Annotated in this window: 25 protein-coding genes and 1 pseudogene; 8 read left to right on the top strand and 18 right to left on the bottom strand. The window is 42.7% G+C overall.

Annotated features, from left to right (window positions below; translation table 11 throughout):
- The 9 genes and pseudogenes from DEAC_RS03970 to DEAC_RS03930 form a co-directional block, all read right to left on the bottom strand.
- Positions 1-740: pseudogene (locus tag DEAC_RS03970) on the bottom strand (exosporium glycoprotein BclB-related protein); the annotation flags it as partial.
- A 258-nt stretch (positions 741-998) separates the two neighbouring features.
- A complete protein-coding gene (locus DEAC_RS24110) occupies positions 999-2,105 on the bottom strand; it encodes a BclA C-terminal domain-containing protein (protein WP_047808722.1) in 1,107 nt (368 codons plus the stop codon).
- A gap of 27 nt (positions 2,106-2,132) precedes the next feature.
- Positions 2,133-2,477, bottom strand: coding sequence for a hypothetical protein (locus DEAC_RS03960; protein ID WP_047808721.1), 345 nt, complete (start codon positions 2,475-2,477; stop codon positions 2,133-2,135).
- Positions 2,478-2,753: 276 nt separating this feature from the next.
- Positions 2,754-6,029, bottom strand: a complete 3,276-nt coding sequence (locus DEAC_RS03955; protein ID WP_047808720.1) for a glycosyltransferase — start codon at positions 6,027-6,029, stop codon at positions 2,754-2,756.
- Complete coding sequence (locus DEAC_RS03950) at positions 6,026-7,090, bottom strand: polysaccharide biosynthesis protein (protein WP_047808719.1); 1,065 nt, start codon at positions 7,088-7,090, stop codon at positions 6,026-6,028. Before DEAC_RS03950 ends, DEAC_RS03955 begins: the two co-directional genes overlap by 4 nt.
- A 17-nt stretch (positions 7,091-7,107) precedes the next feature.
- On the bottom strand, positions 7,108-7,992 hold the full coding sequence (locus tag DEAC_RS03945) for a dTDP-4-dehydrorhamnose reductase family protein (protein ID WP_083995874.1): 885 nt from the start codon (positions 7,990-7,992) through the stop codon (positions 7,108-7,110).
- 31 nt (positions 7,993-8,023) lie between these two features.
- Positions 8,024-8,725, bottom strand: coding sequence for a glycosyltransferase (locus DEAC_RS03940; RefSeq protein WP_242847064.1), 702 nt, complete (start codon positions 8,723-8,725; stop codon positions 8,024-8,026).
- Positions 8,726-8,777: 52 nt separating this feature from the next.
- The gene (locus DEAC_RS03935; RefSeq protein WP_047808718.1) at positions 8,778-9,482 is read right to left on the bottom strand and encodes a sugar phosphate nucleotidyltransferase; all 705 of its coding nucleotides are present in this window, start codon (positions 9,480-9,482) and stop codon (positions 8,778-8,780) included.
- Positions 9,483-9,526: 44 nt separating this feature from the next.
- Positions 9,527-10,513: an SDR family NAD(P)-dependent oxidoreductase gene (locus DEAC_RS03930; RefSeq protein ID WP_047808717.1), complete on the bottom strand. Its 987-nt coding sequence runs from the start codon at positions 10,511-10,513 to the stop codon at positions 9,527-9,529.
- Positions 10,514-10,643: 130 nt separating this feature from the next.
- On the opposite strand from DEAC_RS03930, the gene DEAC_RS03925 reads away from it, so the two are divergent.
- Positions 10,644-11,627 carry a glycosyltransferase family 4 protein gene (locus DEAC_RS03925; protein ID WP_047808716.1) on the top strand — a complete coding sequence of 328 codons (984 nt, stop codon included), beginning with the start codon at positions 10,644-10,646 and terminating at the stop codon, positions 11,625-11,627.
- Positions 11,628-11,711: 84 nt separating this feature from the next.
- On the opposite strand, the gene DEAC_RS03920 is transcribed toward DEAC_RS03925, so the two are convergent.
- Positions 11,712-12,833: a glycosyltransferase family 4 protein gene (locus DEAC_RS03920; RefSeq protein WP_083995872.1), complete on the bottom strand. Its 1,122-nt coding sequence runs from the start codon at positions 12,831-12,833 to the stop codon at positions 11,712-11,714.
- A 332-nt stretch (positions 12,834-13,165) separates the two neighbouring features.
- Here DEAC_RS03920 and DEAC_RS03915 point away from each other — a divergent pair, with 332 nt between their 5' ends.
- The 7 genes from DEAC_RS03915 to DEAC_RS03885 all read left to right on the top strand — a co-directional run bounded on the left by DEAC_RS03915 (position 13,166) and on the right by DEAC_RS03885 (position 21,342).
- Complete coding sequence (locus DEAC_RS03915; protein ID WP_047808715.1) at positions 13,166-14,029, top strand: response regulator; 864 nt, start codon at positions 13,166-13,168, stop codon at positions 14,027-14,029.
- Positions 14,020-14,493, top strand: a complete 474-nt coding sequence (locus DEAC_RS03910; protein ID WP_047808714.1) for a chemotaxis protein CheX — start codon at positions 14,020-14,022, stop codon at positions 14,491-14,493. Before DEAC_RS03915 ends, DEAC_RS03910 begins: the two co-directional genes overlap by 10 nt.
- 169 nt (positions 14,494-14,662) lie before the next feature.
- Positions 14,663-15,670, top strand: a complete 1,008-nt coding sequence (locus DEAC_RS03905) for a glycosyltransferase family protein (RefSeq protein WP_047808713.1) — start codon at positions 14,663-14,665, stop codon at positions 15,668-15,670.
- A 96-nt stretch (positions 15,671-15,766) separates the two neighbouring features.
- Complete coding sequence (locus DEAC_RS03900) at positions 15,767-17,317, top strand: YncE family protein (protein WP_047808712.1); 1,551 nt, start codon at positions 15,767-15,769, stop codon at positions 17,315-17,317.
- Positions 17,318-17,437: 120 nt separating this feature from the next.
- A complete protein-coding gene (locus DEAC_RS03895) occupies positions 17,438-19,120 on the top strand; it encodes a hypothetical protein (protein WP_047808711.1) in 1,683 nt (560 codons plus the stop codon).
- 217 nt (positions 19,121-19,337) lie between these two features.
- Positions 19,338-20,288 carry a CgeB family protein gene (locus DEAC_RS03890; protein ID WP_047808710.1) on the top strand — a complete coding sequence of 317 codons (951 nt, stop codon included), beginning with the start codon at positions 19,338-19,340 and terminating at the stop codon, positions 20,286-20,288.
- Positions 20,289-20,349: 61 nt separating this feature from the next.
- On the top strand, positions 20,350-21,342 hold the full coding sequence (locus DEAC_RS03885) for a glycosyltransferase family 4 protein (protein ID WP_047808709.1): 993 nt from the start codon (positions 20,350-20,352) through the stop codon (positions 21,340-21,342).
- A gap of 95 nt (positions 21,343-21,437) precedes the next feature.
- Here the strand turns inward: DEAC_RS03885 and gvpA are convergent, their stop codons facing one another.
- The 8 genes from gvpA to DEAC_RS03845 all read right to left on the bottom strand — a co-directional run bounded on the left by gvpA (position 21,438) and on the right by DEAC_RS03845 (position 25,528).
- Positions 21,438-21,650: a gas vesicle structural protein GvpA gene (gene gvpA / locus DEAC_RS03880; RefSeq protein ID WP_047808708.1), complete on the bottom strand. Its 213-nt coding sequence runs from the start codon at positions 21,648-21,650 to the stop codon at positions 21,438-21,440.
- A 281-nt stretch (positions 21,651-21,931) separates the two neighbouring features.
- A complete protein-coding gene (locus DEAC_RS03875) occupies positions 21,932-22,282 on the bottom strand; it encodes a gas vesicle protein (protein ID WP_047808707.1) in 351 nt (116 codons plus the stop codon).
- A 20-nt stretch (positions 22,283-22,302) separates the two neighbouring features.
- Positions 22,303-22,635, bottom strand: coding sequence for a gas vesicle protein K (locus DEAC_RS03870; RefSeq protein ID WP_047808706.1), 333 nt, complete (start codon positions 22,633-22,635; stop codon positions 22,303-22,305).
- The gene (locus DEAC_RS03865; protein WP_047808705.1) at positions 22,632-23,381 is read right to left on the bottom strand and encodes a GvpL/GvpF family gas vesicle protein; all 750 of its coding nucleotides are present in this window, start codon (positions 23,379-23,381) and stop codon (positions 22,632-22,634) included. The genes DEAC_RS03870 and DEAC_RS03865 overlap by 4 nt, the downstream gene beginning before the upstream one ends.
- Positions 23,378-23,578, bottom strand: a complete 201-nt coding sequence (locus tag DEAC_RS03860; RefSeq protein ID WP_047808704.1) for a gas vesicle protein — start codon at positions 23,576-23,578, stop codon at positions 23,378-23,380. The genes DEAC_RS03865 and DEAC_RS03860 overlap by 4 nt, the downstream gene beginning before the upstream one ends.
- Positions 23,571-24,560 (bottom strand): GvpL/GvpF family gas vesicle protein, encoded by a 990-nt coding sequence (locus DEAC_RS03855; RefSeq protein ID WP_047808703.1) that lies wholly within the window; start codon positions 24,558-24,560, stop codon positions 23,571-23,573. Before DEAC_RS03855 ends, DEAC_RS03860 begins: the two co-directional genes overlap by 8 nt.
- A complete protein-coding gene (locus tag DEAC_RS03850) occupies positions 24,557-24,763 on the bottom strand; it encodes a gas vesicle protein GvpG (RefSeq protein WP_047808702.1) in 207 nt (68 codons plus the stop codon). The genes DEAC_RS03855 and DEAC_RS03850 overlap by 4 nt, the downstream gene beginning before the upstream one ends.
- 36 nt (positions 24,764-24,799) lie before the next feature.
- On the bottom strand, positions 24,800-25,528 hold the full coding sequence (locus DEAC_RS03845; RefSeq protein ID WP_083995870.1) for a GvpL/GvpF family gas vesicle protein: 729 nt from the start codon (positions 25,526-25,528) through the stop codon (positions 24,800-24,802).
- Positions 25,529-25,578: the final 50 nt, after the last annotated feature.

Here is a 25,578-nt window from a genome sequence, read left to right as displayed (position 1 = left end):
CCCTGCGTTCCTTGGATGCCCTGTGTTCCTTGGATGCCCTGCGTTCCTTGGATGCCCTGCGTTCCTTGGATGCCTTGTGTTCCTTGGATACCCTGCGTTCCTTGGATGCCCTGCGTTCCTTGGATACCTTGTGTTCCTTGAATACCTTGTGTTCCTTGGATACCCTGAGTTCCTTGGATACCTTGTGTTCCTTGGATACCTTGTGTTCCTTGAATGCCTTGCGTTCCTTGAATGCCTTGCGTTCCTTGAATGCCCTGAGTTCCTTGGATACCCTGAGTTCCTTGGATACCTTGTGTTCCTTGGATACCTTGTGTTCCTTGGATACCTTGTGTTCCTTGGATACCTGTTGCTCCTGTTGCTCCCGTTGCTCCCGTAGTTCCTATTATCCCTTGAGCCCCAATAACATTTATCTCTTCAGCCACCATCCGATGGGCTGTTGTCAAATTACCTGCGGCATTTTTTCCCCAGGCCGTAACCTCAACGGCATCAGAACTCGTTATAAATTGGAACTCAAAAGCATCAAAATTAGCAAAATAGTTTCTAGTTGCTACTCCACCGGGTACCAGAGTAAAAAATTCCAAAACGTACTGTGTTTTTGTAGCTCCGGTTAAATAATAACCCTGTATTTGGATGGAAGCAGTTACTGAATCGTCATTTGTTATTCTCACAGTAAGCGTCGAAGTCGGTCTGACCCCGCCGACCGCCGGATTGTCAATCAACCCAGTAGTTAAAGAAGGCAATTACCCCATCTCCTTTCCTATAATTATTAGGATTATTTTGAAGTATACTTTTTAAAAATGGATGCTTATATTGATATCTTGGCTAGCGAGAATCAAATAGCGATACCTCGGCAAATTTTTTGCCCTCCGATTTTCAAAAATTCTCTTATTTAGTGCACCACATTTACGGACACCGTCGTAATCTATCGTTACTATAATTTTACGTTTCATGTCCAGTTTCTGTTACTGCCAGATATCATCTAACCCCATAAATGTTTATTAGTTATATTCAGCGACTGTCATTTGTGCCCCTACACTTGGTGCTAATTCCATAGTTAAGGGAGTAGCTGAATTATTTCTTAGTGTTAAAACATCCCCGGCATTTAGTAACAAAATAGCCTGACCTGAAACTTGACCAGTGGCAATCAGCGCTGAAATAGGCGTTGAGGCATCTACTGTACCGTTCACTGTGATAGCAATTGACGAACCGACGCCTGCAGTTATTGACACACTATAATCGATTTGATAATTACCGGTATTAGCGACAACCACAGTGGTCGCACTTGCAGTGTGCGTTATATTTGAAAGAGGACCGTTGTTACTGAAAGGTACATCGGCGCCGCCAACGACAGTTGCATCAGCTAGTGTAGCAAGTTCATAGACATATCCAAAGGCAGGCAAACCGCCTGTTCCTGCAGTGCCCTGGATACCTTGCGTTCCCTGGATACCCTGCGTTCCTTGAATACCCTGCGTTCCCTGGATACCCTGAGTTCCTTGAATACCCTGCGTGCCCTGGATACCCTGCGTTCCTTGAATACCCTGCGTGCCCTGGATACCCTGCGTGCCCTGGATACCCTGCGTTCCCTGGATACCCTGCGTTCCCTGGATACCCTGCGTTCCCTGGATACCCTGAGTTCCCTGAATACCCTGCGTTCCTTGAATACCCTGCGTTCCCTGAATACCCTGCGTTCCTTGAATACCCTGCGTTCCCTGGATACCTTGGGGTCCTGTCGGTCCAGTTGCCCCTGTTATTCCTTCTGAGCCAATCACATTCAGTTCTTCGGCTACCATGCGATGGGCTGTTGTCAAATCACCGGCAGCATTTTTTCCCCAGGCTGTGATCTCCACAGCATCTGAGCTAGTTATAAACTGGAACTCAAAAGCATCAAACTGAGCATAGTAATTTCTTGTAGCTACCTCACCCGGATTTAAGGCAAAAAGCTCCAAAACGTACTCTGTCTTAGTGACTCCAGTCAAATAGAATCCTATAATTTCAACGGAAGCTGAAACGGTGTCATCATTTGTTATCCTGACGGTTAGCGTTGACGTTGGTCTTACCCCAGAGACCGCAGGATTGTCAATCAACCCAGTCGTTAAAATAATCATCAAATCGTCTCCTTAAATTATTTTTAATTAAAAGGGATTGACTTCTCGGGCCACTGCCCGATGCGCTGCGGTAAGATTTCCGGTTGAGTCTTTCCCCCAAACGGATACTTGCACAGCCTCTGAATTAACAAAGAATTGAAACTCGAAAGCATCAAATTGGACAAAGTAGTTTCTCAAAGCTACTTCACCCGCTGCAAGTGTAAAAAACTCTTCCACGTATTTCACTTTGGTTGCTCCGGTCTGATAAAAGCCCTCGATTTGAATCACCACGGTTGAGGTATCATCATTAGCGATCTTTACAGCGAGCGTTGAACTCGGTCTAACACCCGCAACCGCAGTGTTATCAAATAAACCTGTTGTTAAATATGGCATTCACTCACCTCCTAATTATGGGTCTATACATTGTATTATCCCTGTCCTCTTTTGGTTACCTAATTATTCCATTTATCAGGGAGACCAGAAATCTTTCTTTATCTGTATCTTGGCATTTGCTATTTAGATGTCTTGGGGTTTGCTTTAAAAAAGATAGTCTTTATCTAAATAAAAAAAGTAAGGATTAATTGAATTCGAAATTAATCCTTACTTTTTAATAATAAATATGGACGAACGTCTAAAGTTGTTCCCATATTAAAGTTTAAGCGAAAAATGCTATAAAGCTCCCCATTCTCTTCCTTCATTTCGTACAATTTTGCCCATCCTGGAATAGAATAATTTTTTGTTATATTCCCACTCAGGAGGGTCCTGGTAATAATCTTGAGCCCTGGGATGATACAAGTGCACCGTAATCGCCGTCGTCATACAGTAACTGCAGCCATTCCCTAATAAGCGGTGGATAAAATCATTGTCATCATAGGCAATTCCCACAAAATCTTCATCATAGCCCCCGATCTCATAAAATTGATCGCGGTGCATTGCCATTAAAAAAGGCATTCTTGTATCTAATACGATGCAGTTATTTAAGGCATCCAATTCAAACGAGCCATTCTTATCCTTAATCTGCTCGAGAAACCTCCCATCTCGATCATCTTTTCCAATTGGAATACCCAATAGTTTGGGCTGATCGAGGATCGGGGTAATTAGAGCCGCAATCGTTTGGTTGATATGAAACATTTCAGCGCAGCAGAGAACTAAAATATCTCCGGACGATTGTTTCACTCCAATATTAATAGCAAAGCCAGGAATCCGCCAAACAGGCTCTGAGTTTAGATTTCTCTGCCCGGAAAAGATATACTTCAAATTGAGTTTTTCTTTGAATTCATTGCAGACTTCTTCGGTTTCGTCTTGTAGGCCATCATTAACCACAATGGTCTCGAACTCAAAGGGTATTGTCTGTTGGGATAGAGAAAAAAGCCCCCATTTTAACAAGTTCACTCTTTGAAATGTTGTTATAATGATAGAAATTTTAGGCTTTTTTTTCTGTCCGGCGCTGCGTTTAGTGTTTTTTTTTGCCATTAGTTTTTGCGAAACAGTTGTTAAGAGACGGTACCATTTTTCCATGGAATCTTGGGTCGACAATTTCTTCTCAATCATCACCTGCCGAGGCGAAAAAACACGGTTTGGTAATTCTTGAAGGGCGGCTTCAAAATCCTCTCCGAAAATCCCACATCGTGAACGTTCTTCTTCACTGAGGTCTTTAAAAATTCCCACCTGCCGCATAACCACCGGAATATCACATAGACATGCTTCAACCGCTGCCAAGCACTGAGTCTCAACGGGCGAACCGATCATAAAGAAATCAGCGCAGTTCAAGAGCTTGGTGATTAGGGTTTGGGCTATTCGGTTAAACACTCGAACATTGGGAGCAGCGAAGGTTTCCTGGGCTTTAGAGACCAAAATCCAAGTGATCTCGGGATGTTGTTCTATACAGCTCCGCACTTTGCTCCAACCCTTTACCTCAGAAAAATCGCCGACAAAAATACCAATTCTTCCTGTATCAAACCCCAATTCCTTGCGAACCTCCACTTTATCCAGAGGCTTAAAGAGTTCTAAATCAACACCTACGGGAATGATCTCAAAATCATGCTCTGGATAGGACAGTGCAGTTTGCAATGAATTAGTAACAAGTATGGAGGCTCGGCGTAAATTTTCCTCTTGCTGCGCACTAGCCCAGCCCATAGACCTCAGATTGTCCTGTAAAAAGGCAATCGTATAACGGGATGGATCAACGGTGTTTATAAACGTCGCATTCTGAATAACGACTTCAACCTCTGGGTGATGCATCTGAATATAATTCCGGGCATTTGCCGCATAATCGCCTTCGGTGCCTGCGAGATACATATCAACACCTGCGGAGGATGGTAAGGCTTCCAGGAGAAAATTCCATAAGACCTTTTCCCCCATGGACCCTGTAATCAGGTCATTACATACCGCAACTTTGATTTTTTCTTCTACCCTTTCTGCTGTTCGCGGGCTATTTAATTCCCCGCACTGAAAATGATAGACGATACTGTCAAATGCGGTTTGATGTTGAATCCCTTCGGCGCTAAGTTTCGACATTAAGACATTATCCCCGGATATACACGGTTCACCCGGCCGCGTTATGATCGGATGAGTAAAATCACTTCCTGGAACGATATTTCCTTCCGGATAACCGCCTACTCTCTTAAAATGTTCCTTCCGTATCAAGAGAGGCATAAATAAACCGCCATCCAGCAATTTAGGCTCCGCTAAATCGCGAGCATACTGCTCAAATTCTGTTTCTTGATAGGACAGATAATCCTTGCCAAAGTCCTTTTCCACCCCAAACTGACCGCTGCGCAGCCTCCCAGACTCCACTAATCGAGCGGTGACACAGTTCTCTCCGTTATAGGCCTGCCATAGATTATCAAACCAGCTCGGCGTAAAGGCCATATCCGAATTGATCAAAACGACAAAATCTCCCCGTGCCTTGTTAACCGCAAAATTGTAAGCACGATAAACATTGTTGATATACCATTCCTCTTGCTGCTCAGGAGTATTCGTGTGAACATAGTGCGGCACATAGTTATCACGCAAATATTCGAGAACCACAGAATCAGCATCATTGGCAACAAAGAAGAACTCTTTGTCGGTCATATCCGTATATTTAAAGACCTGCTCATAAACGAACTTCAACCATTCAACGCTTTTGTAAATCAAACAGATAATGCTGAATTTTGGTTTAAACACTTCATCACGATATTGTTCGACATAGGTTAAAGACTCCGCAAACGTTAAAGGTTTTGGTTGTTCATCATCAATCCACAAATCTTCCGGAAAGAGCTGCTGAGGAACTTTTTGCACGACTAACTGTTCTTCACTGATCAAACGATCGAGCATTTCATATCCTCGTTGTCCATGCGATCTATAAACGAGGTATTTATGAGCCAGCCTTTGTTTTGAAGAGAAACCATAATGCAGCACTTGAATTTTATCTGTCCAAGTCATCTTTCGAATTGTAGAAGGATAAGGCGGCTGATGAAGTCCCGGCTTAGTTTCGGTAAAACTTATACCAGGAACCACGCGCCATAAACGACAAAACCAGCCCGAGCCAAATAAACTATCGATCCTTTGCCAGGAATGACTTCGCCATAAATTGATTTCATGAAAACTCATGGCATCATATTCCTGTTCCTCACAATATCTGCACAATTCTTGCAGAGATTCTTCTGCATTTGCGGTTAGTACTTCATCTGCATCCAGCCAAAGGATAAAATCCGGTTTTAATTTTAAGGCCTCTTGGAGCAAGAGTTTTTTATGACTACGCTCGTTGGCAAAATTATTTTTTGTTGAACGAAGGACATAAGGTGTTTGTTTCAACATATATTCGTAACTGCCATCCGTGCTTCCATCATCATAGACAACCAAACTATCCACAAGAGGTTTGATATGATGCACAAACCTCTCTAAGTTACCTTTAATGAGTTCATTATAAATTTGGCAGATTCCTACGATCCGATAGTTCATCGCAAGAGCTCCCCTTCTTCCCGATTATCCAGTCCCATCATTAAATGGTGCTTCCGCAGGAGCGCTTCCGTTTCTTCATCAGTCATAAGGAAATCTCCCGAGCTATATTCTTTTGACAACGCCAGTAAGCCCGGTTCTGCTGCCGTTAATTCAGGAAGCATTGGCTTAATCGCGTAATAGCCTCCGCGGTCATAAGCTCTCCAGGCCTCTTCTTCTGAAATCAGGATTTCATGGACCTTTTCACCGGGACGGATTCCCGTATACGAGATCGCAACCTTCCGATCCCCAATCAGGGCCTTAGCGATATCTTCTATGCGAGCCGCTGGAATTTTGGGAATAAATATTTCTCCAGCCTTAGCTCCTTGGAGAACTGCAAAGATAGTATCTACCGCGCTCTGTAAAGGCAATAAAAACCTTGTCATTTCCTTGGTTGTTATTGTGATTGGCCCTCCGTGCTTGATTTGTTCCTGAAATAACGGAATAACCGAACCTCTGGAAGCAAGTACATTACCATAACGCACACAGATAAACCTAGTCTTGGGGAGCGTCACATTGGCCGCGATAAAGATTCGCTCTTGCATAGCTTTGGAGATTCCCATGGCGTTCACCGGCTTACACGCCTTATCCGTCGATACTCCAACAACTGTTTCTACGTTCAGATCATTTTCAGCAATAGCCCGGACAATATTTTCAGCTCCCAGGACATTCGTTTGAACTGCTTCAAAAGGAAAATACTCACAAGAAGGTACTTGTTTTAAAGCTGCTGCATTGATCACAATGTCCGCATTTCTCAAAACAGAACTAACTGAATGATAATCACGAATATCTCCGATTCTAAATTCGATTAAACGTGTGAAATTATCATAAATGACCTCATCGGTCACATTGCGCTGATTCTGGTATTCGACACGCATCGCATGCTGTTTGGCTTCATCACGCGAAAAAATAATGATTTTCTTAGGGGAACCGAGTTCTTTCTGGAGGAGTCTCCTGGTTAAAACCTTTCCCAGTGAACCTGTGCCCCCGGTAATAACAATAACTTTGCTATCAAAAAGTTCCATAATTCTTCCCCCTTGGTCTAACCGTTATGATAAGGTCCTTGTAAATAATCTTGATACATTTCATTAATGAGCTCCTCCCAAGTTGGTGGGGAGTAGCCCGTTAGAGAACGAAAAACCGAAGAGTTTAAAGATCGATCCGACCGGACACCATCCTCTGGCTCGATGTTTATATTTTTACCATATTGAGCATTGATCAGTTTAAGCAATTCATACTTGGAAATTGGATTCGAGGACACATGATAAAGCCCCGACATTTCCGAATTGGGGATCACATAATCCGCAATGATTCGAGATAATTCAATCGTCGGGAAACCGGAATAAATGACGTTTCTAAAGCCACGCACTCCATCCTTCTGGCTTAGAAACCATTCGAGCAAACCATAGTTTCCTTTCAGTTCATGTCCAATAATGGAAGTTCGCAGGGTAATACAATGTGGATAAGCGACTTCTCCAAGGTATTTGGCTCTTCCATAGAGATCTCTGGCATTAGAAACATCACTTTCGGCATAGTTTCCTTTTTCTCCATCAAAGACACAATCCGTGCTAATATGGATCATTCGGGCACCCGCTTTACTGCAAAGCGACGCAATGCGGTGAGGCAGCAGTGCATTAATGGTTATTGTCTCGATAGGATCTTCTGCCTCGGGAATTTGCTTGATAATACCAATGCAATTGATAACAATGTCTGGTTTCACTTCGCCGAAAACCTCAACGAGCCTTTCCATCTGATGGATATCGATGCCTTGACGTACTTTCTTCATCTGATCCCTTGGCCGCCAATCAGACAAAACCTTCGAAGAACGAACTGTGGTAAAAACATCTAAATTGCGTTCCCCTGCAAGATGGCGGAAAAGGGTATGCCCCAGCATCCCTGACCCACCCAAGATCAATACCTTGTACATGCTAGTGTCCACTCCTTTTCTCAACCGCTTCCTATAAGTCCGGGAAGAATTCACGCGCTTTTTTCAAAGCAGGCTCTGTATAATTTGCCGGTACATAAAGGCTCCCATTCCGACCGTGCCAACGATAGCCTAAAAGCAGTTCATCAAGAAAGCCGCACGGATAACTTCTAAGCATGCGAAACCATAGCTCGTAGTCATGAACAGTAGCCATACTTTCATCGAAATACCCAACCTGATCTAAGGCTGATTTGCGCATCATCACTGAAGATCCGTTGATAAAGCAGCCCTCCATCAGTTTTTGTACCATTACTCTCTGGTCCGAATAAAACGGCGAGTGCACTTCATACTGCTTAGATCCTGCCCCATCGATCATGACAAAGCTGGTATAACTAAATCCCAGTTCAGGCTCTTTCTCCATCAAACAAACCTGTTTGGCAACCTTATCCGCTAAAAAAATATCATCAGAGCTCAACCAACACACATATTTTCCCGATGCAACGGCAAGACCAAGGTTCAAGGCACTGGCTGTTCCGCCATTATCCTTATAGTAATAATGAATCCAGGGTATAAAAGGCATAAGAATTTCTTGCGTTTGATCCGTCGAGCCATCATCTACCACGAAAATCTCCATGTTTGGATAATTTTGATCGAGAACACTCTTTACAGCAATGCCAACATATTGTGCATAATTATAAGTTGGTATAATTACACTGACTTTTGGCATCGTCATCATAGTTTCCCTCCACTCCCAATGACTAGAATCCTTGCCACTTACGACTGCCCTCTTATATAGACTTTTCGGCATCTAAAATTGTTTTAAATTCCTCTTTAGCCTTTTCGAAATCAGTCATCGTACCAATGTCAAACCAAAGGTCTTGACTCTCGTAACCTACCACCCGAGCTTTTTCCCTCAACAGCCGCTGAACCAGATCAGGCATATCAAACCGTTCGTCCTCTGGTATATACGACAATATCTGCTTGTTAATCACATAAATGCCCATACTCGCCCAGTAATTAAGCGAGGGTTTTTCCCTATAGCCTGTGATGTTACCATCTTCTATCTCTAAGACTCCAAAGGATGAACTAACAGCTTTGTTGTGAACCGCAACCGTCATATCCGCTCGGCTCCGAAGATGATGCTCATATAAAGCCTTAAAATCTAAAGTGGTTAATTCATCACCATTGACCACCAGAAAATGATCCTCTAAATCCTCGACCAACCGTAACGGGCCAGCCGTCCCCAAAGGTTCCTTCTCCACGGAATATCGAATTGTCACCCCCCAAAAACTGCCGTTCTGAAAATAAAGCTTTATAAAATCCGCCAAATATCCCAAACACATGATAATTTCATCAACCCCGGCACGTTGGAGTTGATGCACAAGAATTTCCGCTATCGGTTTGTCTCCAATCGGAAAAAGGGGCTTGGGTAAAACCCGCGAATACGGGTCTAGGCGTACTCCCCGGCCGCCCGCTAAAATAATAGTTTGCATTGCATTTCCCTTCTTCACTTTTCATAGGAACCTTATATAGTTGTTCATATTTGATATTTTCCTATCTGAAAACGATTCAAATGAGCAGAAATCCACGCCATCGTCTTTTTTATTCCTTCTTCAAGGGAAACCTGTGGTTCCCACTCCAGAGTTTCTTTCGCCAACCGGTTATCGGCTAAAAGACGATTCACCTCACTCCGACTGGGTCGAACTCTGGACTCATCAAGGACGATTTTCCCCGAACTGCCTAGGGTTGCAATAATTACTTGCGCTAATTGCCCAATCGAAATTTCCTGTCCTGAACCCACGTTAATCACTTTTCCAACCGCCGCTTGTTTTTGTGCTGCTTTTATAAAACCCTCCACTGTATCTGAAACAAAGGTGAAATCACGTATGGCCTCGGTATTACCAAGAAGAATTTCTTCACTGGCAAGTGCCTGAGTAATTAACGTCGGAATGACAGCACGGGCTGACTGCCTCGGTCCATAACAATTAAACGGCCTTACCGTAACAACGGGTAGGTTATAAGAAGCATAGAAACTTTCTGCTAACTTATCCGCCCCGATTTTACTCGCCGAATATGGGGACTGACCCTGAAGAGGATGAGCCTCATCGATTGGGACATAACGTGCAGACCCGTATACTTCACTGGTGGACGTATGGACAATTCGTTCAACTCCATGATCGCGTGCAGCCGTCAGAATGTTAAACGTCCCCAAGATATTCGTCTCAATAACCTCCCGGGGATTTTTATAGGAATAAGGGATCCCGACCAAAGCACCAAGGTGAAAAACAGCATTGCATCCCTTTACTGATCGTTCTATTACATCTGCATCTCGCAAATCCCCTGCGATGATCTCAATCTCTTCAAGTTCCCGCTGCTCTAAATCTTCCAAATTTCCGCGGCCATTTCTGGAATTATAACGGATAAAAACCCGAACACTTGCCCCCGCTTTGACTAAGGCTTCTGTCAAATGGCTGCCGATAAAACCACCAGCCCCCGTGATCAAGACTTTTTTTCCCTCCCACATCACGCTTTTTCATTCCTCCTTCCCGATAACTGATATATCGTATGTCAATGTATGTTTATCTGACACAAGTTGCCACATTGGAGAAGGCTGCTACATACACTAGCAATAAAACCACCTCGGAGGTTAACCCATGAAAATTGTGATTCCGGCAGTGAGTTTAGAAAAAGGCGGCGGAGCCCGTTTTCTCTATCAGGTAGCAAATGCTCTGATAGATCGTGGTCAAAATGTGGAATTTGTCATGCCTCAACAGGGTATCGTAGAATGGCCAGTGCGTGCTAAAATAACTCGGGTAAAAGAATTATCTCCTAAGGCGTTTCCCTCATGCGATTTTATCCTGCCCAATTTCTATTCAACCGTTTTTCCAGCGTGGCAATCGAAAAAAGGGAAAGTTGTTCGCCTTAGTCTCGTCTACGAGCCATTGTGCGTAGCTAATCCTGAATTGTCCAAAGCCACCTATTCTATCGATGCGCCAATTGTCACCATTTCTCAGTGGCAGCGCCAACTGATTCTTTCGGAAGTAGGCCGCGACAGTTCAGTAATCTCTGGTGGCGTCGATTCGGCTTTTTTCCATCCCTCCCCTAAGCTTTCCGCGCGAACCGGTCAAAAAACTATTTTCTACATTTTGCGTGGTCCAGGCTATTCCTGGAAAGGAAATAGCGACTTTCTGGAAGCCTGCAAATATCTGAAGGAACGTTTCCCGAATTTTACTCTTCTTGTTGTTAATCCAGAAGAGCAAACATTCGAAACAACATTTCCTTATACGATCATGAAAGCCAAAAGTGACCAAGAGATGGCCCTACTCTATGCTCGAGCAGACCTTTTTGTTTATGCCTCATATTACGAATCATTTGGCCTACCGCCCCTTGAAGCAATGGCGTGCGGGACGGCAGTTATAACTACCGATTGTGGCGGGAATCGTGATTACACGAGAAATGGAGAAAATTGCATTGTCATTCAGCCGAGCGATGTTATGGCCCTAACCGAAGCTATGTATCATCTATTAACTAATGACAACGAGCGGCAGCGTTTTGCCGATGCCGGTCAAACTTTCGCAAAAAGTTGGACTTGGCAGCGTACTGCTGATCAATTGATATCTGTGTTAAAACAACTTTAAAGTTGAAAAGGTGTGTCAAAGGGACGGTCCCTTTGACACACCTTGGTCTGCATAAAACCTAGGGTGTGACACTCATCTTAACCTCTACCGTTTCGCTTGTTCCATGAGCATCAAATACCTCGGAGCCATCTGCCCCCAATCTAATCCTGAAGCCTTCTCCTGCCCCCTAATTGCAAGAGATCGCAAGAACGCCGGGTTGTCAACAGCTTTGCGCAAAGCATCAGCCAACTGCTTAATATTCCCCGGTTCGAAGGTTAAAGCAGACATATCAGAGGTTAATTCTGCAAGCCCTCCGGCTCGAGAAGCAATCACTGGGACTCCGATTGCCATACCCTCCAAAGCGACGAGACCATAAGCTTCACGCCGACTGGGCACCACCAAGCCTGCCGCCCGCCCCATCCAGTGCCATACTTCTGAACTTGGCAGCCAACCTAGGAACTTAACCCAAGCCCCAAGCTTCCTCGACTCGACAATCCGTTTTAAATAAACTTCATAAGAGTAGTCTGGCGCCTTTCCAATAATATTTAGTCGGACCTGCCGTCCACTCTTCCTTAAAAGATACACAGCCAGAATTAAATCCTCAATTCCTTTATAATCCAACAATCTGCCGACATAAAGAAACTCATTAGCAGCCTTCGGCTCCCAACGTTCAGATGGCCAGGAAATACCCAGGGGCATAACTTCCGTTTTTATAAGGTATTGAGGAAATTTTTCTTGCAAATAGCTCTTTTCGCTCTGGCTTATTAGATGAATGCGTCGACAGCGCATCAATAGATCCTCTTGAACTTTAAATTGTGCTTGCAGCTCAGGCTCCGCTCTATCTCCCAACTCCTGACGCAAAAAAGAATAAACTGAATAGAGAATAGGAATTTTTCCACCAGAAAGTGTATAGGCCAGAGAAGTAAAATTAATGGCATGGCAATGAATTAAATCCCATTCCCGATTAAGCTCGGGAAATTCCTGACCTACCGTCTCCGCTTTAATCATACCTAAATTGCCACAATAATAGGCGTTACGAGGCAATCCTAAAACTTTGATCTGTAATCCCCGTAAATCCCACCTAGGTTCGGTAAAATCGCTACGTGGTACTATGACAGTTTGACGCACACCTGAACGATCAAGCATATGAACCATGCCGGTGACTGCAGTACCGGCTCCACCAAAACTTTCATCTTCGAATTCGTTTGTCAAGGATAACACATCCATAAAATTACCTCCACACTCCATCCTATGCGACAAGCCTAAGGTGGTGCCGAAGCAGATTTTATATTAAGACTATTATTTAGTTGAGTTACAAGCGTTTATTCTACTAGAAAAAAAATTACGCTTAACCTTATTGTAATATTTTTTCTAGTTTTAGATGTTTTCTCCTATATATTGGTTTGTTTTTTTCAAAATTAATTCAAGTATTTGAAAAAAACAAACTTCTTTCTGATTAAACTTTAGATTTATGTTATAATAATGCAATAAATAGCTAAAAGATAACGTAATTAATTTGTAAAAACTATTATAATAAGTACATTGAGAGGAACGTGTGTATGAGTGCAGCTAAAGTAATGATTGTCGATGATTCTTTTTTTTCTCGAACGCTTCTTGCCGAAACTTTGCAACTTGGAGGGTGTGAAGTTGTAGGAGAAGCAGATTCATTCGATTCCTTAATCGAAACCTATAACAATTGCCAACCTGACATTGTTACCATGGACATTGTCATGCCCGGGACTGACGGATTCGAATGCAGCAGAGCACTTCTAATGAATGATCCCTCAGCTAAAATAATACTTGTAAGTTCAATGAAAGATGAAGAAACGGAGGCTGAGGCTAGACGAACAGGCATTGCCGGATATGTCCAAAAACCCGTCGATGGCGAATATCTCTCAAATATCATTAAGAACATACTGTCACCGGACACTCTATTTGAGGAACTTATTGAATCGGCTCCCGGAATTTTTAACGAAGCGCTCTCGCAAAATATTACACGTATGACTAAAACACCGGTATCTTTCGAATCTATGGATACCTTCGATAACAATTATGTATCCCAAGGAATTACAACGGTTATCGGTATCATTGGACGCTATTCCGGATCTATGATTTTGGATTTATCAAGTGAGGCTGCCGAGCAAATTGTTGAAGTTCTTTTACATCGCCCCAGCAAAAACCACGAAGAAGTATTGGCAATGGTCGCGGAACTCGCCAATATCATTGCAGGCGTCGCTTGTTCGATGCTCAACAAAAAGGACAAATCCTACAGTTTACGCGTATCTCCTCCCAGTGTGTTTTTTAGCTCAAGCTCAGAAATTGCCAGTCCCAATTTGAAAATTCAGGCCTCCTATGCTCAAACAACCTTTGGTCCTGTATTTCTAGGAATTGGTTTTAAAAAAGGAGCAGCATCATGGATATAAATCTCATTAATCCGCTCATCCTATCATTTATAGACATCCTTCCCCAAATCGGTTTTCAAGCGGTGGAGCGTAAAGGTCTCTCCTTAGTCGCGTCAACGTTGGATTACGATGGAGTGCTTGTAAATATTTCTTTAGTCGGAGTATTAAAAGGTGCTATTTTAATTGGAATGAGCTTAGATTCTGCTAAAGAATTTGCATCCAAAATGATGATGGGTATGCCAGTGGCAGACTTTGATTCGCTGGCCCAAAGCGCAATCTCAGAAATGGGGAATATGGTGTGTGCCAATGCTTGTACTCAATTTAGCAAGGTGGGCATAGACGGACTTGATATTTCTCCTCCGGTCCTGCTTATTGGTCATAATGGACAGGCCACTTTACCCGTTCCTCAAACCATAGCGGTTCAGTTTCTCGTTGATGGTATTGAGATTAATGTGTACGTAGGGTTGATTGAAGTAAATGGTTAACAAAATATAAGACAGCGGCTGCCGCTCTGAGAACTCTAGTGTTCTCGGAGCGGCAGCCATTTTTTTGTTAACTAGAACAAAATACTTCCTCTTAATTCCCAATTGAGGATAACTAACATACCTTAACTATAAGAGCAATATTTTATAACCCAAACCAAGGAGGTACGCAATGCCAACCTTCATCTATCCTCCCTCAATACCTTGGAATTGGATGTTTCAACGACCTCAACAACTTCTTGGACAATTTTCCTCATCTGGACACACGGTTCTATATGAAGACCTGGGGAACTTTCCTCATCCTAGAATCAGGAGCTTATCCTCAAGTCTGCATCTCTGTCAAGGAATTTCAGCCCTTGAGGTTTCACATCTACGACCACGTATACTTTGGTTAACAGTTCCCTCTCATATTAACGTTATTTCCAATTATAATCCTGATCTCGTTATCTACGATGCTGTTGATGAGCCCAAAGAAGAATTTGCAAGTTGGGCGCCCTATTACCCTACTATCCTTGAAAAGGCAGATCTTATTTTTTGTAGCAGCCAAAGCATCTATAACTATTTTTACCCAAGGCATCCTCAGGTATATCTGGTTCCTAATGGCGTAGATTACGTGCATTTTTCCCCCTCTCCCACTAGCCGCCCCAAGGATCTGCCGATGGGCAAACCCATTATCGGCTACAGCGGTGCAATAGCTCCTTGGGTTGATTGGGAGTTGCTTAAAACCGTGATCCAACAAAATAATGATCTTAACTTTGTATTTATCGGGGCCCTTTTTCAGAAATATAAATTTCCGTTAAATTTTAAAAACGTTTACTATTTAGGGTTGAAATCTTATTATGACCTGCCGACTTACCTACATTACTTTGACGTTGGATTAATACCATTTCTGCTAACAGAAATGACAAAGGGATGCAACCCCATTAAACTCTATGAATATTACGCTGCGGGAATTCAGGTATTAGCCACACCTCTGCCCGAATTGCTCCCAGTTCCTAAAATCAATCTTGAAAGTGATTCCCGTTTATTCTCCCTTCGCTTACGTCATCTATTAACAGAAAAGGATTCAAACAAAGCTGAACGAATGTCCTATGCTCACGCAAACGATTGGACACAACGAAGTGGCAGAATGCTTCAGCAAATTCTAATAATGACTAGCCAAAATCAAGAAAGCGTGTAACACCCTACAGAACTATGGAATACAATACGTTGAAAACGTTGGAAATCCTGCACAGTCTAACTTTTTCTCGATTCAATAAAGGGGGGGAATACACACATGCTATTTGAAACCCATGCTTGGGTAACCCTCGACAACGCAGTCGCCATATATAACGTATACAGCGACGTGCTTGTCGCCACCATCCCCGTAGGAATTGCGCCCGCTTTCCCAAAACGTACGCCGGATGGTATCAAAGTTTTAGTCCCGAATCAAGGAAGTAACACCGTCTCAATCTTATGTACCTCTACAAATCGTGTCTTAGCAACCATTCCGGTGGGGCTTGCTCCTACTGCCGTAGCTATTGACCCAACTAGTACAACAGCCTACGTGACAAACTCCGGAAGCGGAACAGTTTCTGTCATCAGCATTCCAACAGATACAGTAGTTGCAACAATTACCGTTGGCTCGAATCCTGTGGACGTAGCCATTGCTCGCGATGGCAGCCGCGTTTATGTCAGCAATAGTGGCAGCAATTCAGTTTCTGTCATTAATCCTGTAACAAATACCGTTATAGCCACAATTCCAGTCGGAACTTCACCTGACGGTCTAGCAGTCAGCTTAGATAATTCAAAACTTTTTGTTGTTAACAGCGGAAGTAACAATGTCAGTGTCATCAACACTTCAAACAATACGTTGATAAGTACAATTCCTGTTGGTTCAGATCCTCAAAAAATCGCAGTCAACCCTGTCAACCCAGTCTTCATGTATGTAACCAACTTTACCTCTAACAGTGTAAGCGTCATCTCAACCACTGGACTCAATGTCACCACAACAGTACCTGTTGGCATCAATCCGCTTGGCATAGCTGTCACCGGTGATGGCACTCAAGTATGGGTTGCTAATGAAGGAGACAGTTCTATCAGCATAATTAATACCACCACAAATACTATTGCAGCTGCTCTTCCCACGTCCTTCCCACCAAGAGGGGTTACCGTTGGCAGAGTTGGATCGGCTCTATCACCGAGTGAACCTATTGATTTACTCGACCCTTACCAACTCGAAGAGATCACCGAATCAGTCTGTATCATTGTAGAAAAAGTTTATGCCAGCTGTCAGCAAAGAGAATGTTTCCCTGCTTTCACAGTCACATTGCCTACAGGAGTACCTCCGTTCACCTTTATCAGCATGACTTTTGCAAATGGCGTGATTGTTCCCGGCAGTATCGTCATAACTCCAATTCCATCTCGTCCCAATTTCTCCAGGGTTCAATTCACCATTGAGATACCTTATACTCTGACTCTGAGAGATTCAACAGGCGCCCTGTTTACTGTAACAGGAAACTTGCCGGATATTAACAAAGATATTGTTATGTATTTCCCACCCACTCGTCCAGAATTTGACTTTAATCTTCGTGTTGAAACAAGAACTGAAGTTTTAACAAGTCCTGTCTTTACAACAACAACTATTCAAATTGCCATCGGCAGCTTTGTCATAACTAAAGTAACCGGTGTTGTTCAACTTCTTGTTCCTGCCTTTGGCTTCTGTCCAGAGCCTCCGGCTTGTGAAGAATTCCCAGTTATTCCTCAGAATCCGTGTCTTAATTTCTTCGATACCACTCTTACTCCATTCCCCAGTGATTTCTTCCCACCACAACAGGACAATTGCTAGACACTCTATTTCTTATGACTTCTTGCCCTATAAAAAGAAAGGGTCGTCCACTGCGGCCTTTTCTTTTTACTAAACTATTTATCAGATAAGCCCTGATAAAAATAATAAGGAAGTGATCATATGGCTTTCTTAAATCGAACCACACCAAATTCTCTACTTCTAACCTATGAAAACGAATCTACCTATTTGCATATTGATTCTCAAGGATGTGCCCTTTTCGGAAAGGATACCCCCGAACCTTACTTCAGAATTCAAGAACCATTGCTTTTAGCCCACGGAATCATGACAGACTCTGAAACTGTTCATCTGGTTGTCTTAAAGACAAACGGCGAACTCTGTTATACGCTGATTCCCCGTTCTTCAAGTCCACAGACAACCTTGATCTCCAAATTGGATGTTCGGACAACTAAATATCGTCGGCTCTTTCTATTTCCTCAAGGTAAAATGATACATATTTTTTATGCTTGTTCCCACCAGGCTATTCGTGATCTCTGGCGTATTGAGCACCATTTCTGGAATGGTGCGACTTGGAACAGTGTTCATTTAGGGGAAGTTGTTCATCCGCGAGTGCCCCTCTATCATGTAAACATGGATAGGCAGGGGAACCTCCATTTAGTCACCTTAACCTTCCAAGGGAGGTATTCCCTCCTCTTTACAAATCGTTTTAATGGAACATTTCACATATGGGGCTCACCGACTCAAGCCCTGAAGATTTCCGGCGAAGTTATAGATATGACCGCACTTATGACCTCAGACAATGTTCATCATCTATTTTGGGCTGTTAAAACTACTAATGGGCAGTTTGAAGTTCGTTGGGCACAGCAAACGAATGCCCTTGAACTGACGGGAGAATGGCTCCCATCGCCCGCTCCCATTAGAACCCTTTCCTCTCCTTGGAAAAATCTCGGCTCTTTGGAAGTTAACGGCGTTATCTGGCTTTTAATCCAAAGCGAAGAAGAAATCCTGCTGTTTAATGATGGCGCAGGTTGGAGATTGGTTTCCACACACACGCCTTTCTATCAGCCCTTGCAATGGGTTCATAAAAGTAAACGAAACTTCCATCAAACGCTTTGGTTAGAAAGTCAGGTTGAACGACGTACTCCGGTGTATTATCGTGAATTGGGTTTAGTTCTTTCCACTTCGCCTCAACTTGCTACTTTTCAGTCGCTCTCAACTAAAACAAGTCCCTCAGTTCCCCCCCCTCCTGTTCCAGCCTACTATCCCGAAGTATCCTCAGCAACTTATTATCCCATTTCCCCTGTTTCAACCTCAGAAAATCCCTTAAATCTTAATGATCCGCCAAAAGAAGCAGATCCTTCTTCAGAGGTTATCCAAGATATTCCCGAATCGCCAACTCCTTCTCAGGAGGAAGATCCGCCTCAATCTCAGCCCCAACAAGAAAACCTTCAACTCGAACATCTAATCACAACTGTTACCCACTTGGAACAAGAAAATTCTAATCTGAGTCATACGTTACAAGCTATAATGTCCAAATTTGACCAGATCCTTAATGCCCTCTCAGAAACTACTATTTCCAAAAACGATGTCAATTTCTCTGAAGATTTAAAAGAAGCCCCGGCCGCCACGCCCGAAGTCCCTGTCGAAGAATTGGAGCCTTTTAAAGAGGCCATGTCAAATCTCGAAAAAGAAACACAAGGGCTCTCTCAAATCCTGCATAAAATGTTAACCAAACAGGAGGAAAATGAATCCTCTTTAGAAAACCTCGGTATGCAAATTTGCCAGCTTCAGGAGAAGACCGAATCGAAAAATAAAGGGGGTTTTTGGAACAAATGGATCACCTAAACTTACAATCCAACCTTGCGGAAATCTTATCGAAATATCCTCAAACAGCATTTGTATTTAAAAAATTCGGGATCTCAACAAGTGGCTGAGGGGCCAAAAGTTTACTCAATATGAGTATTGAGCAGGCTGCTCAACGTTATCATCTTAATTCAGCAACTCTGATCAAATCCTTAGAGGTTGTTATGAAACAATTCGGCGACGAGTGGAGACATTATTAATGAACTTATTATTTTTGAACGATTCATCATTGTTGAGCTATGGCTTAGCATCGGGTTTTTCTTCTTCTGATAGTTTTGAGTATCTTCCGGTCCATTCGGCCGATTGGGAAAATCGTTTGGACCGCTTATTAAGAAAACAAAGACCAGATTTCGCTTTTGCTGAAGGAGTTTCAATTTCAACAGTAGCTCGGAGACTCTTTCCGCTTCTACGTCGTTATTCAGTTCCTCTCGTCTATTGGGCAATCGACGATCCCCCCGACTGGAACCGCATGTCCCGTCCCTTAGCGCGCGGGGCCAGTCTCGTACTTACTCCAGCCAAAGAGTGTCTACCCCTATATCAGAGAGACAAAATTCGAGCGCATTACTTTCATTTTGCCTGCAATCCATCGTTTCATCGACCCGTTGAGCCGTCCTTTGATCTTCAAAGCGACTTACTGCTGGTAGCCAATTACTATACATCCTATCCTCAAAGGAAAACTGGTCTCGATACAATCCTCACTCCCTTACTCAACGAACCGTTTCGTCTGAAAGTATACGGCAACGAACATTGGCTATCAAATTCTGACCACTATACGTTACCTTCAAACATTTACCAAGGTTATTTATCCTACAACCGGCTGCCTTGCGCGTATTCTTCGGCAAAGATTGTACTAGGTTTGCATTCAGTAATAACCTCCCCAACAATGATGAGTATGCGCACTTTTGAAGCATTAGGATGTCAAGCTTTTTTCTTAACCCATTGGTCACCAGCACTGGAAGCTCTTTTTAAAAACCACGTTCATCTCGTCTGGAGCCGCCATCCCGACGAAACGATTGAGCTCGTCCGTTTTTATCTAAGCCGAGATGATCTCCGGCTCAAAATTGCTCGCCAAGGCCAAGAGGAAGTATACCGCAGCCATACATATAAACACCGGATACAATCCGTTCGAGCAATTCTCGAAACCTTATAATCGCTGGCTCAAGTCTCCTTCAGATTTCGGTGATTGAGCTAATATGAATAGGAGGCTTTCGATGAAAGTACTTTTTCAAGCACGCCCAGATCTCATGAAAAACCCTGCCGGAGATACAGTTCAGTTGATCTCCACAGGCCAAAATCTGATAAAACTTGGAGTTGAAGTGAATTTTTCCGCAGACCCCAACCTTGATTTAACCCTTTATGATTTAATACACATATTCAATATTACACGAATTAAGGAAAGTTACATGTTTTTTTGCAACGCTCAAAAACAACACAAGCAAATCCTTATATCACCAATTTATTGGCCGCCTATTGCCTTTCTGAAAAGAGAGGGCATCCATCCCAATGCCTTAGCGATTTGGAAACATATGCAGCCCATGCGTGATCGATTAGTTAGGGAATGCCAACTCTTACTCCCGAATAGCCAGATGGAGATGGATGCTCTCCTTCAAGATTTCCCTAAAGCAGCAAACTATAAAGTTATCCCCAACGGATTCCCCGATACTTTTATAGGTGTTGATCCAGATGCTTTTCGCCAACAATTTCCCCATTTACCCCAAGAGTTTGTGCTCTGTGCGGCAAGAATTTCGCCACGCAAAAACCAGCACTGGTTAGCGAAAGTTGCACAAGAACTTAGTCTTCCGGTTGTCTTATTAGGTCCTATAAATGACCAAGCTTATTTCGAAAGCGTAATGCTTTTTCCCAATATTTATCATCTCGGAACGCTACAGGGAGAACTTCTGGCCTCAGCTTATTCTGCTGCCAAAGCACATGTCCTGCCGAGTTGGTTCGAGACGCCGGGTTTGTCCAGCATTGAAGCTGGAGCATGCGGGACCGTCGTTATTTCCACAGATCAAGGAAGCCCTAAAGAGTACTTCCAGGATATGGCCTTATATGTGCATCCATTTGATAATGAAGGTTTACGCCTTGCCCTCGAGCAATCCTTTCAGGCATCACCTTTACCCTTAATGCATCACCTGCGCCTGCATTACACCTGGTCCAAAGTTGCCGAAATGACCTTCGACGCTTATCAAACCCTCCTCTAACAAGATGATATCCTCAAACCAAAAAAACGAACTTCACACCACTTCACTAAGTGGGGAAGTTCGCATTGGGCTAACAAGGTTTCCTCTAGTTCTAATTAGAACAGGTCACCATAATGTTCAGTAGTTAGTCCTACTGCACAAGCATATTTCAAAAAGCTATTGACGCTTGCTATAACGATACGGAGATCAACTGTTAGGAGTTCAATGCCAACTAAGGAAACTCTAACATATCCATCAATTACTATCCCTTTTTCCAAAATGCGGTCAACAACTTCTGCCAGGCTTGAGGAATCGACATCCTTTTTCATAAGGTTTACCCCCTCTCTAATTATACCTTAGGATGAAACTTGTCCTTGTCCTTGTCCTTGTCCTTGTCCTTGTCCTTGTCCTACTGTATAATATGCTTAGTTTTGGACATGGTGCATAAATATAATTATTTTTTACTTAATAGAAAACATAAATAGCTGTCCTGAAAACTTACTCCTAAAATACCGAAGTGGATGGCAAATACCCAAAGGCGTTCTCACTTCACTAGTATATAGTGAAATGAGAACGCCTTTATTGATTGGGTACAGCTCCATCTTAAACGTTAAGTACGATATCTTGGCCGCTTAATAGTTGCATCATTCTCTAATACCTCTGCAGGATTTCCCACGCTCTCCTCATTTTGTAAAGCAATTTGCGCAGGCGCAACAGCTTCCAAAGCTGCGGGTTCTTGCGCTCTAGCCCTCGATGAAAGATAAGGATCATGTGCCCACCAATCAATGCCCATTTCTTTGGCTTTATCGACTGAGGCTACAAGCAAACGAATTTTTATGTTCAACAGTTCAACATCTGCTAAAGATATTTTAATATCTCCAGCAATGACAATCCCCTTATCCAAAATTCGTTCTAAGAGATCGCCCAAGCTACTGCTGTTATTGGAGTGTTGAATTGCCAAACCGCTTCCCCTTCTTTCCTCTACATTAAATTACCCAGAGGACCCAGATCTAGATTAAGATCACTTTCCTTTAAGTCAAATATCTCACGCATTTCAATCATTTTGCCATCCAATTTCAGAAAAGTTTGACCCATTTCTTCGATTTCCTCATCGGTCAAAGTTCCGCCTTCAATACGCCGCAAAGCTTCATGTTCCATAACTCTTCTCAACAATTCCACAACTGTAAGTACCAATTTTGCCAATCCTTGATCTGGATTACCTTTATTAGCATTAACACGCCCAATATTGCTGCTTTCTTCGAAACTGCTTAAACTTTCGGCTATCTTATCACCGGATTCATCATTTTCAATCATGGAAACACCTCCCTGTTTACCCACTGGGATGATTCTCGCAGCAGGTGTTTTTCGGATTTTAAGGACAGTGAGCTAAAATGAAAAGGGGGCCAAGGACCTGTATAATCGATAGTCCAATCACAATTAACAGCAAGTGATTCTAATTTATGAATAAACTCTCCTCTAAGGGAATTAGACACTAAGAAGCTCGGATAAACTCCTGATTCAATAGTTTTAGGAAGCTCAAACCATGAATCTTTGATCAAAGGAGTTAACGATGAACACAAATCCTCAACTAGTTCTCGAGTCTGTGCTACTTTTCTAGCCAAAAACTCATGCCTGACTCTCAACCGATTAAGGTACTCCTTTCCACTTTGCACATTTTCCTTGTCTCGAAGATTAGGAAAATGTGCTGAGTCTCGTTCCTTATGTGCTAAAATTAAGCAATACTCAGAGCAGCCATCGACTTTGGCGAAACAATCTTCAAGTTCTTTGGTATATTTGTTCAACAGTTCGACTAAATTGATCTCACTGAAAGTTATAACACCCGCCTGAATTGGCAATATGGTCAGATTCAACTCATTGATTCTTGCATACCATTGTAACATCGCATACAGAAACTCTCGTTTAGAACTAAACGTCTCCTTAGGGGAATTACACCAAAGGACACTATACTCTCCTACAGTTGTACATTTTACCCACAATGGTGCTTCACATGGCAAATCTGCGCCATGGCGAGTGAACGCCAAAAGATAAAGTTTCTTCATACCGACACATCTTTCTTCTGATGACTACCTTCAAGCATAGTTTGAACGGAAGTAAGAACGAGCTTCAAATTTAAATAAACCAAATCAACATTCCCACAGCTTAGAATTAAATCACCCGAAATTACAACCCCTTTATCCAGCAATTTTTCAACGACTTCGAGCAGAGTAACTTCTTTTGTATTGGCAATATCACCCACCTGCTATTTCCTCCTCATTGTTTAGCCTTGAAAAATGATAGGCGGGCCAGGGACCGGATACCTCAACCATAAAACCTAAAGAATCGGTCAATTCATCAAATGCGTTAAGTTTTGTATCCCATTCTTGAAGATGGTCATTAGGAAGCAAATAATGCGCAGCAAATACAAGGCAATAATCATCTTGAACTACTACCTCCGACTTTTCCAGGAGGAGGCTTTCTGTCGAAATGCTGTTTAGGTCTTTATAAAACGATTCTCCATAATCATTCATCATTTGTTCCATTTCTGCCTTAAGCTTTTTCTCCCATTGCAGTTTTTGAAAATACCCCCCGCCATTTTGGTTACCTGAATAGGGAAGGTCATTATGAAGTTTTGCCAACAACTGTTGACTATTAACTGAAACCTTAACTTGCATTTCATAATGATTCTCCAGACGAGTGAGATCATTTTCTATTTTCTCAGCATTTACTGTAAGTTGTTGCTTGACGTTATCGGCATTCCTATAAATCGTACAGAAGGGAAGAGGAATGACCGTCCTATCTTCCATTGTTTTCAATATAATTTCCTCATGACGACGCGCCTGGCTTTCAACCCAAACCATATCCTCCATATGGTTGTGAATTGATTCTTCACTGTATTCTTCTCGGGATACCGGGCAAACAAGCATACTTAGACTGCCGCTTTCAATAAGATGGCATGGCCTGTCCTCCATGCCAAACAACGAAATCGGTTTTTCAAGAGTCTTTGTAATGCCAATAGCGTACAATAACTCATCCTTGTTGTCTTGAGGCAATTGATGCTGGACGCTATTGACGACTGATGACAAGGGCTTCGCTTTTAAAAAGCCCTGAGCTATCACTGCTTCACCGCTTTCTCTTAACTTCGCCATAATGACTTTTTCTAGTTCTTCGAGCACCTTTTCTGAGCACTGATTTACAAGTTTTTCGATACTATTTTCCCACTCTTCAAGGGACCATTTCATTCTTCAATCCCTCTTTCTCTCCCTTCCATTAAACGTTCAAAGAGTCGCTTTTCGTATTCCCGATATTCTTCTAAGGTGATTTCATGATTTTCCAACATATACTGATGTTGACTAAGATCTCGTCGGATTGCTTCGGGACTGTAATACTCTGCTTCTGCATGTTCAATCACCTGTTTTATCGCCCATATCGGAAACCGAAACATTTCATTCACCTTCTATCGCTGAAATTCAAAGTTCCGTTATTTGACATTCACGAAATGATGCGGAGCCCACGGACCAGTATATTTAAAAATCATAGTTTCCGAATAAATTGCGTAAAGCTTACCTACAGCTTGGTCAAATGCATCTTCTTTGGAACGCTCCACTAAATATACGCCATCAAAAGCCTGGAATTCATCCATAGGATCTTTGATTACTAACTCAGCTGCCAATGGTCGCAGCGCTGCAAGAAATGATTTTTCTAATTCCTTACGCTCATAATCTGCAGTTTCCATAATTGCCTTTCCAAATTCCACAACATCATAGCCCTGACCCTTTCCCCGTTCCAATTCTTTTTTCCAGCGAGCCAAACGCTTGTTTTTCAGCATTGTCTCTTGGAAGCTCTCCTTTTTCCACCATACCTTGAGCTCTACTTCTATTTTATTTTCCAAATATGCCAACAGTTTCTGAAAACTCTTTTTCTCCTTGCGAAGGATTTCTTGAATTTCTTCTTCTTTATTAAATAATGTTCCAAATCGTAAGGGAATTACCGTCATAAACTTTATCACCTGACATAATACTTCTGTATAACGACTCATACTTTCCCTTGTTACCATGGTTATTGACTCATCATTAATCTCAGCGCACAAGAGCCCTAGTTCTCCCTCAGTGACAAGGCAAATTTTCTCTTGCTTAAAGGCAGATGTTATTAATTCGGCGTTTTCAGAATTCACTCGAATAATTCCGTAGGCATAATACAAATTCTCCACTCCTTAAACCTCATCTGCACCAGGCTCAAAAACATTCACTTCTCGCGGCA

Source organism: Desulfosporosinus acididurans (assembly GCF_001029285.1).
Classification (GTDB): domain Bacteria; phylum Bacillota; class Desulfitobacteriia; order Desulfitobacteriales; family Desulfitobacteriaceae; genus Desulfosporosinus; species Desulfosporosinus acididurans.
Note: the sequence above shows the minus strand (reverse complement) of the source record. Positions and strands in the feature narration are given on the sequence as shown.

What these genes read in the sequence shown, in the direction of transcription:
- DEAC_RS03905 (WP_047808713.1), top strand. Translation starts at nt 14,663, where the DNA reads ATGCCAACCTTCATCTATCCTCCCTCAATACCTTGGAATTGGATGTTT.
- DEAC_RS03885 (WP_047808709.1), top strand. Translation starts at nt 20,350, where the DNA reads ATGAAAGTACTTTTTCAAGCACGCCCAGATCTCATGAAAAACCCTGCC.
- DEAC_RS03915 (WP_047808715.1), top strand. Translation starts at nt 13,166, where the DNA reads ATGAGTGCAGCTAAAGTAATGATTGTCGATGATTCTTTTTTTTCTCGA.
- DEAC_RS03925 (WP_047808716.1), top strand. Translation starts at nt 10,644, where the DNA reads ATGAAAATTGTGATTCCGGCAGTGAGTTTAGAAAAAGGCGGCGGAGCC.
- DEAC_RS03895 (WP_047808711.1), top strand. Translation starts at nt 17,438, where the DNA reads ATGGCTTTCTTAAATCGAACCACACCAAATTCTCTACTTCTAACCTAT.
- gvpA (WP_047808708.1), bottom strand. Translation starts at nt 21,650, where the DNA reads ATGAAAAAGGATGTCGATTCCTCAAGCCTGGCAGAAGTTGTTGACCGC.
- DEAC_RS03855 (WP_047808703.1), bottom strand. Translation starts at nt 24,560, where the DNA reads ATGAAATGGTCCCTTGAAGAGTGGGAAAATAGTATCGAAAAACTTGTA.
- DEAC_RS03955 (WP_047808720.1), bottom strand. Translation starts at nt 6,029, where the DNA reads ATGAACTATCGGATCGTAGGAATCTGCCAAATTTATAATGAACTCATT.
- DEAC_RS03890 (WP_047808710.1), top strand. Translation starts at nt 19,338, where the DNA reads ATGAACTTATTATTTTTGAACGATTCATCATTGTTGAGCTATGGCTTA.
- DEAC_RS03865 (WP_047808705.1), bottom strand. Translation starts at nt 23,381, where the DNA reads ATGAAGAAACTTTATCTTTTGGCGTTCACTCGCCATGGCGCAGATTTG.
- DEAC_RS24110 (WP_047808722.1), bottom strand. Translation starts at nt 2,105, where the DNA reads ATGATTATTTTAACGACTGGGTTGATTGACAATCCTGCGGTCTCTGGG.
- DEAC_RS03850 (WP_047808702.1), bottom strand. Translation starts at nt 24,763, where the DNA reads ATGTTTCGGTTTCCGATATGGGCGATAAAACAGGTGATTGAACATGCA.
- DEAC_RS03900 (WP_047808712.1), top strand. Translation starts at nt 15,767, where the DNA reads ATGCTATTTGAAACCCATGCTTGGGTAACCCTCGACAACGCAGTCGCC.
- DEAC_RS03930 (WP_047808717.1), bottom strand. Translation starts at nt 10,513, where the DNA reads ATGTGGGAGGGAAAAAAAGTCTTGATCACGGGGGCTGGTGGTTTTATC.
- DEAC_RS03935 (WP_047808718.1), bottom strand. Translation starts at nt 9,482, where the DNA reads ATGCAAACTATTATTTTAGCGGGCGGCCGGGGAGTACGCCTAGACCCG.
- DEAC_RS03920 (WP_083995872.1), bottom strand. Translation starts at nt 12,833, where the DNA reads ATGGATGTGTTATCCTTGACAAACGAATTCGAAGATGAAAGTTTTGGT.
- DEAC_RS03870 (WP_047808706.1), bottom strand. Translation starts at nt 22,635, where the DNA reads ATGATTGAAAATGATGAATCCGGTGATAAGATAGCCGAAAGTTTAAGC.
- DEAC_RS03945 (WP_083995874.1), bottom strand. Translation starts at nt 7,992, where the DNA reads ATGTACAAGGTATTGATCTTGGGTGGGTCAGGGATGCTGGGGCATACC.
- DEAC_RS03950 (WP_047808719.1), bottom strand. Translation starts at nt 7,090, where the DNA reads ATGGAACTTTTTGATAGCAAAGTTATTGTTATTACCGGGGGCACAGGT.
- DEAC_RS03960 (WP_047808721.1), bottom strand. Translation starts at nt 2,477, where the DNA reads ATGCCATATTTAACAACAGGTTTATTTGATAACACTGCGGTTGCGGGT.
- DEAC_RS03910 (WP_047808714.1), top strand. Translation starts at nt 14,020, where the DNA reads ATGGATATAAATCTCATTAATCCGCTCATCCTATCATTTATAGACATC.
- DEAC_RS03940 (WP_242847064.1), bottom strand. Translation starts at nt 8,725, where the DNA reads ATGATGACGATGCCAAAAGTCAGTGTAATTATACCAACTTATAATTAT.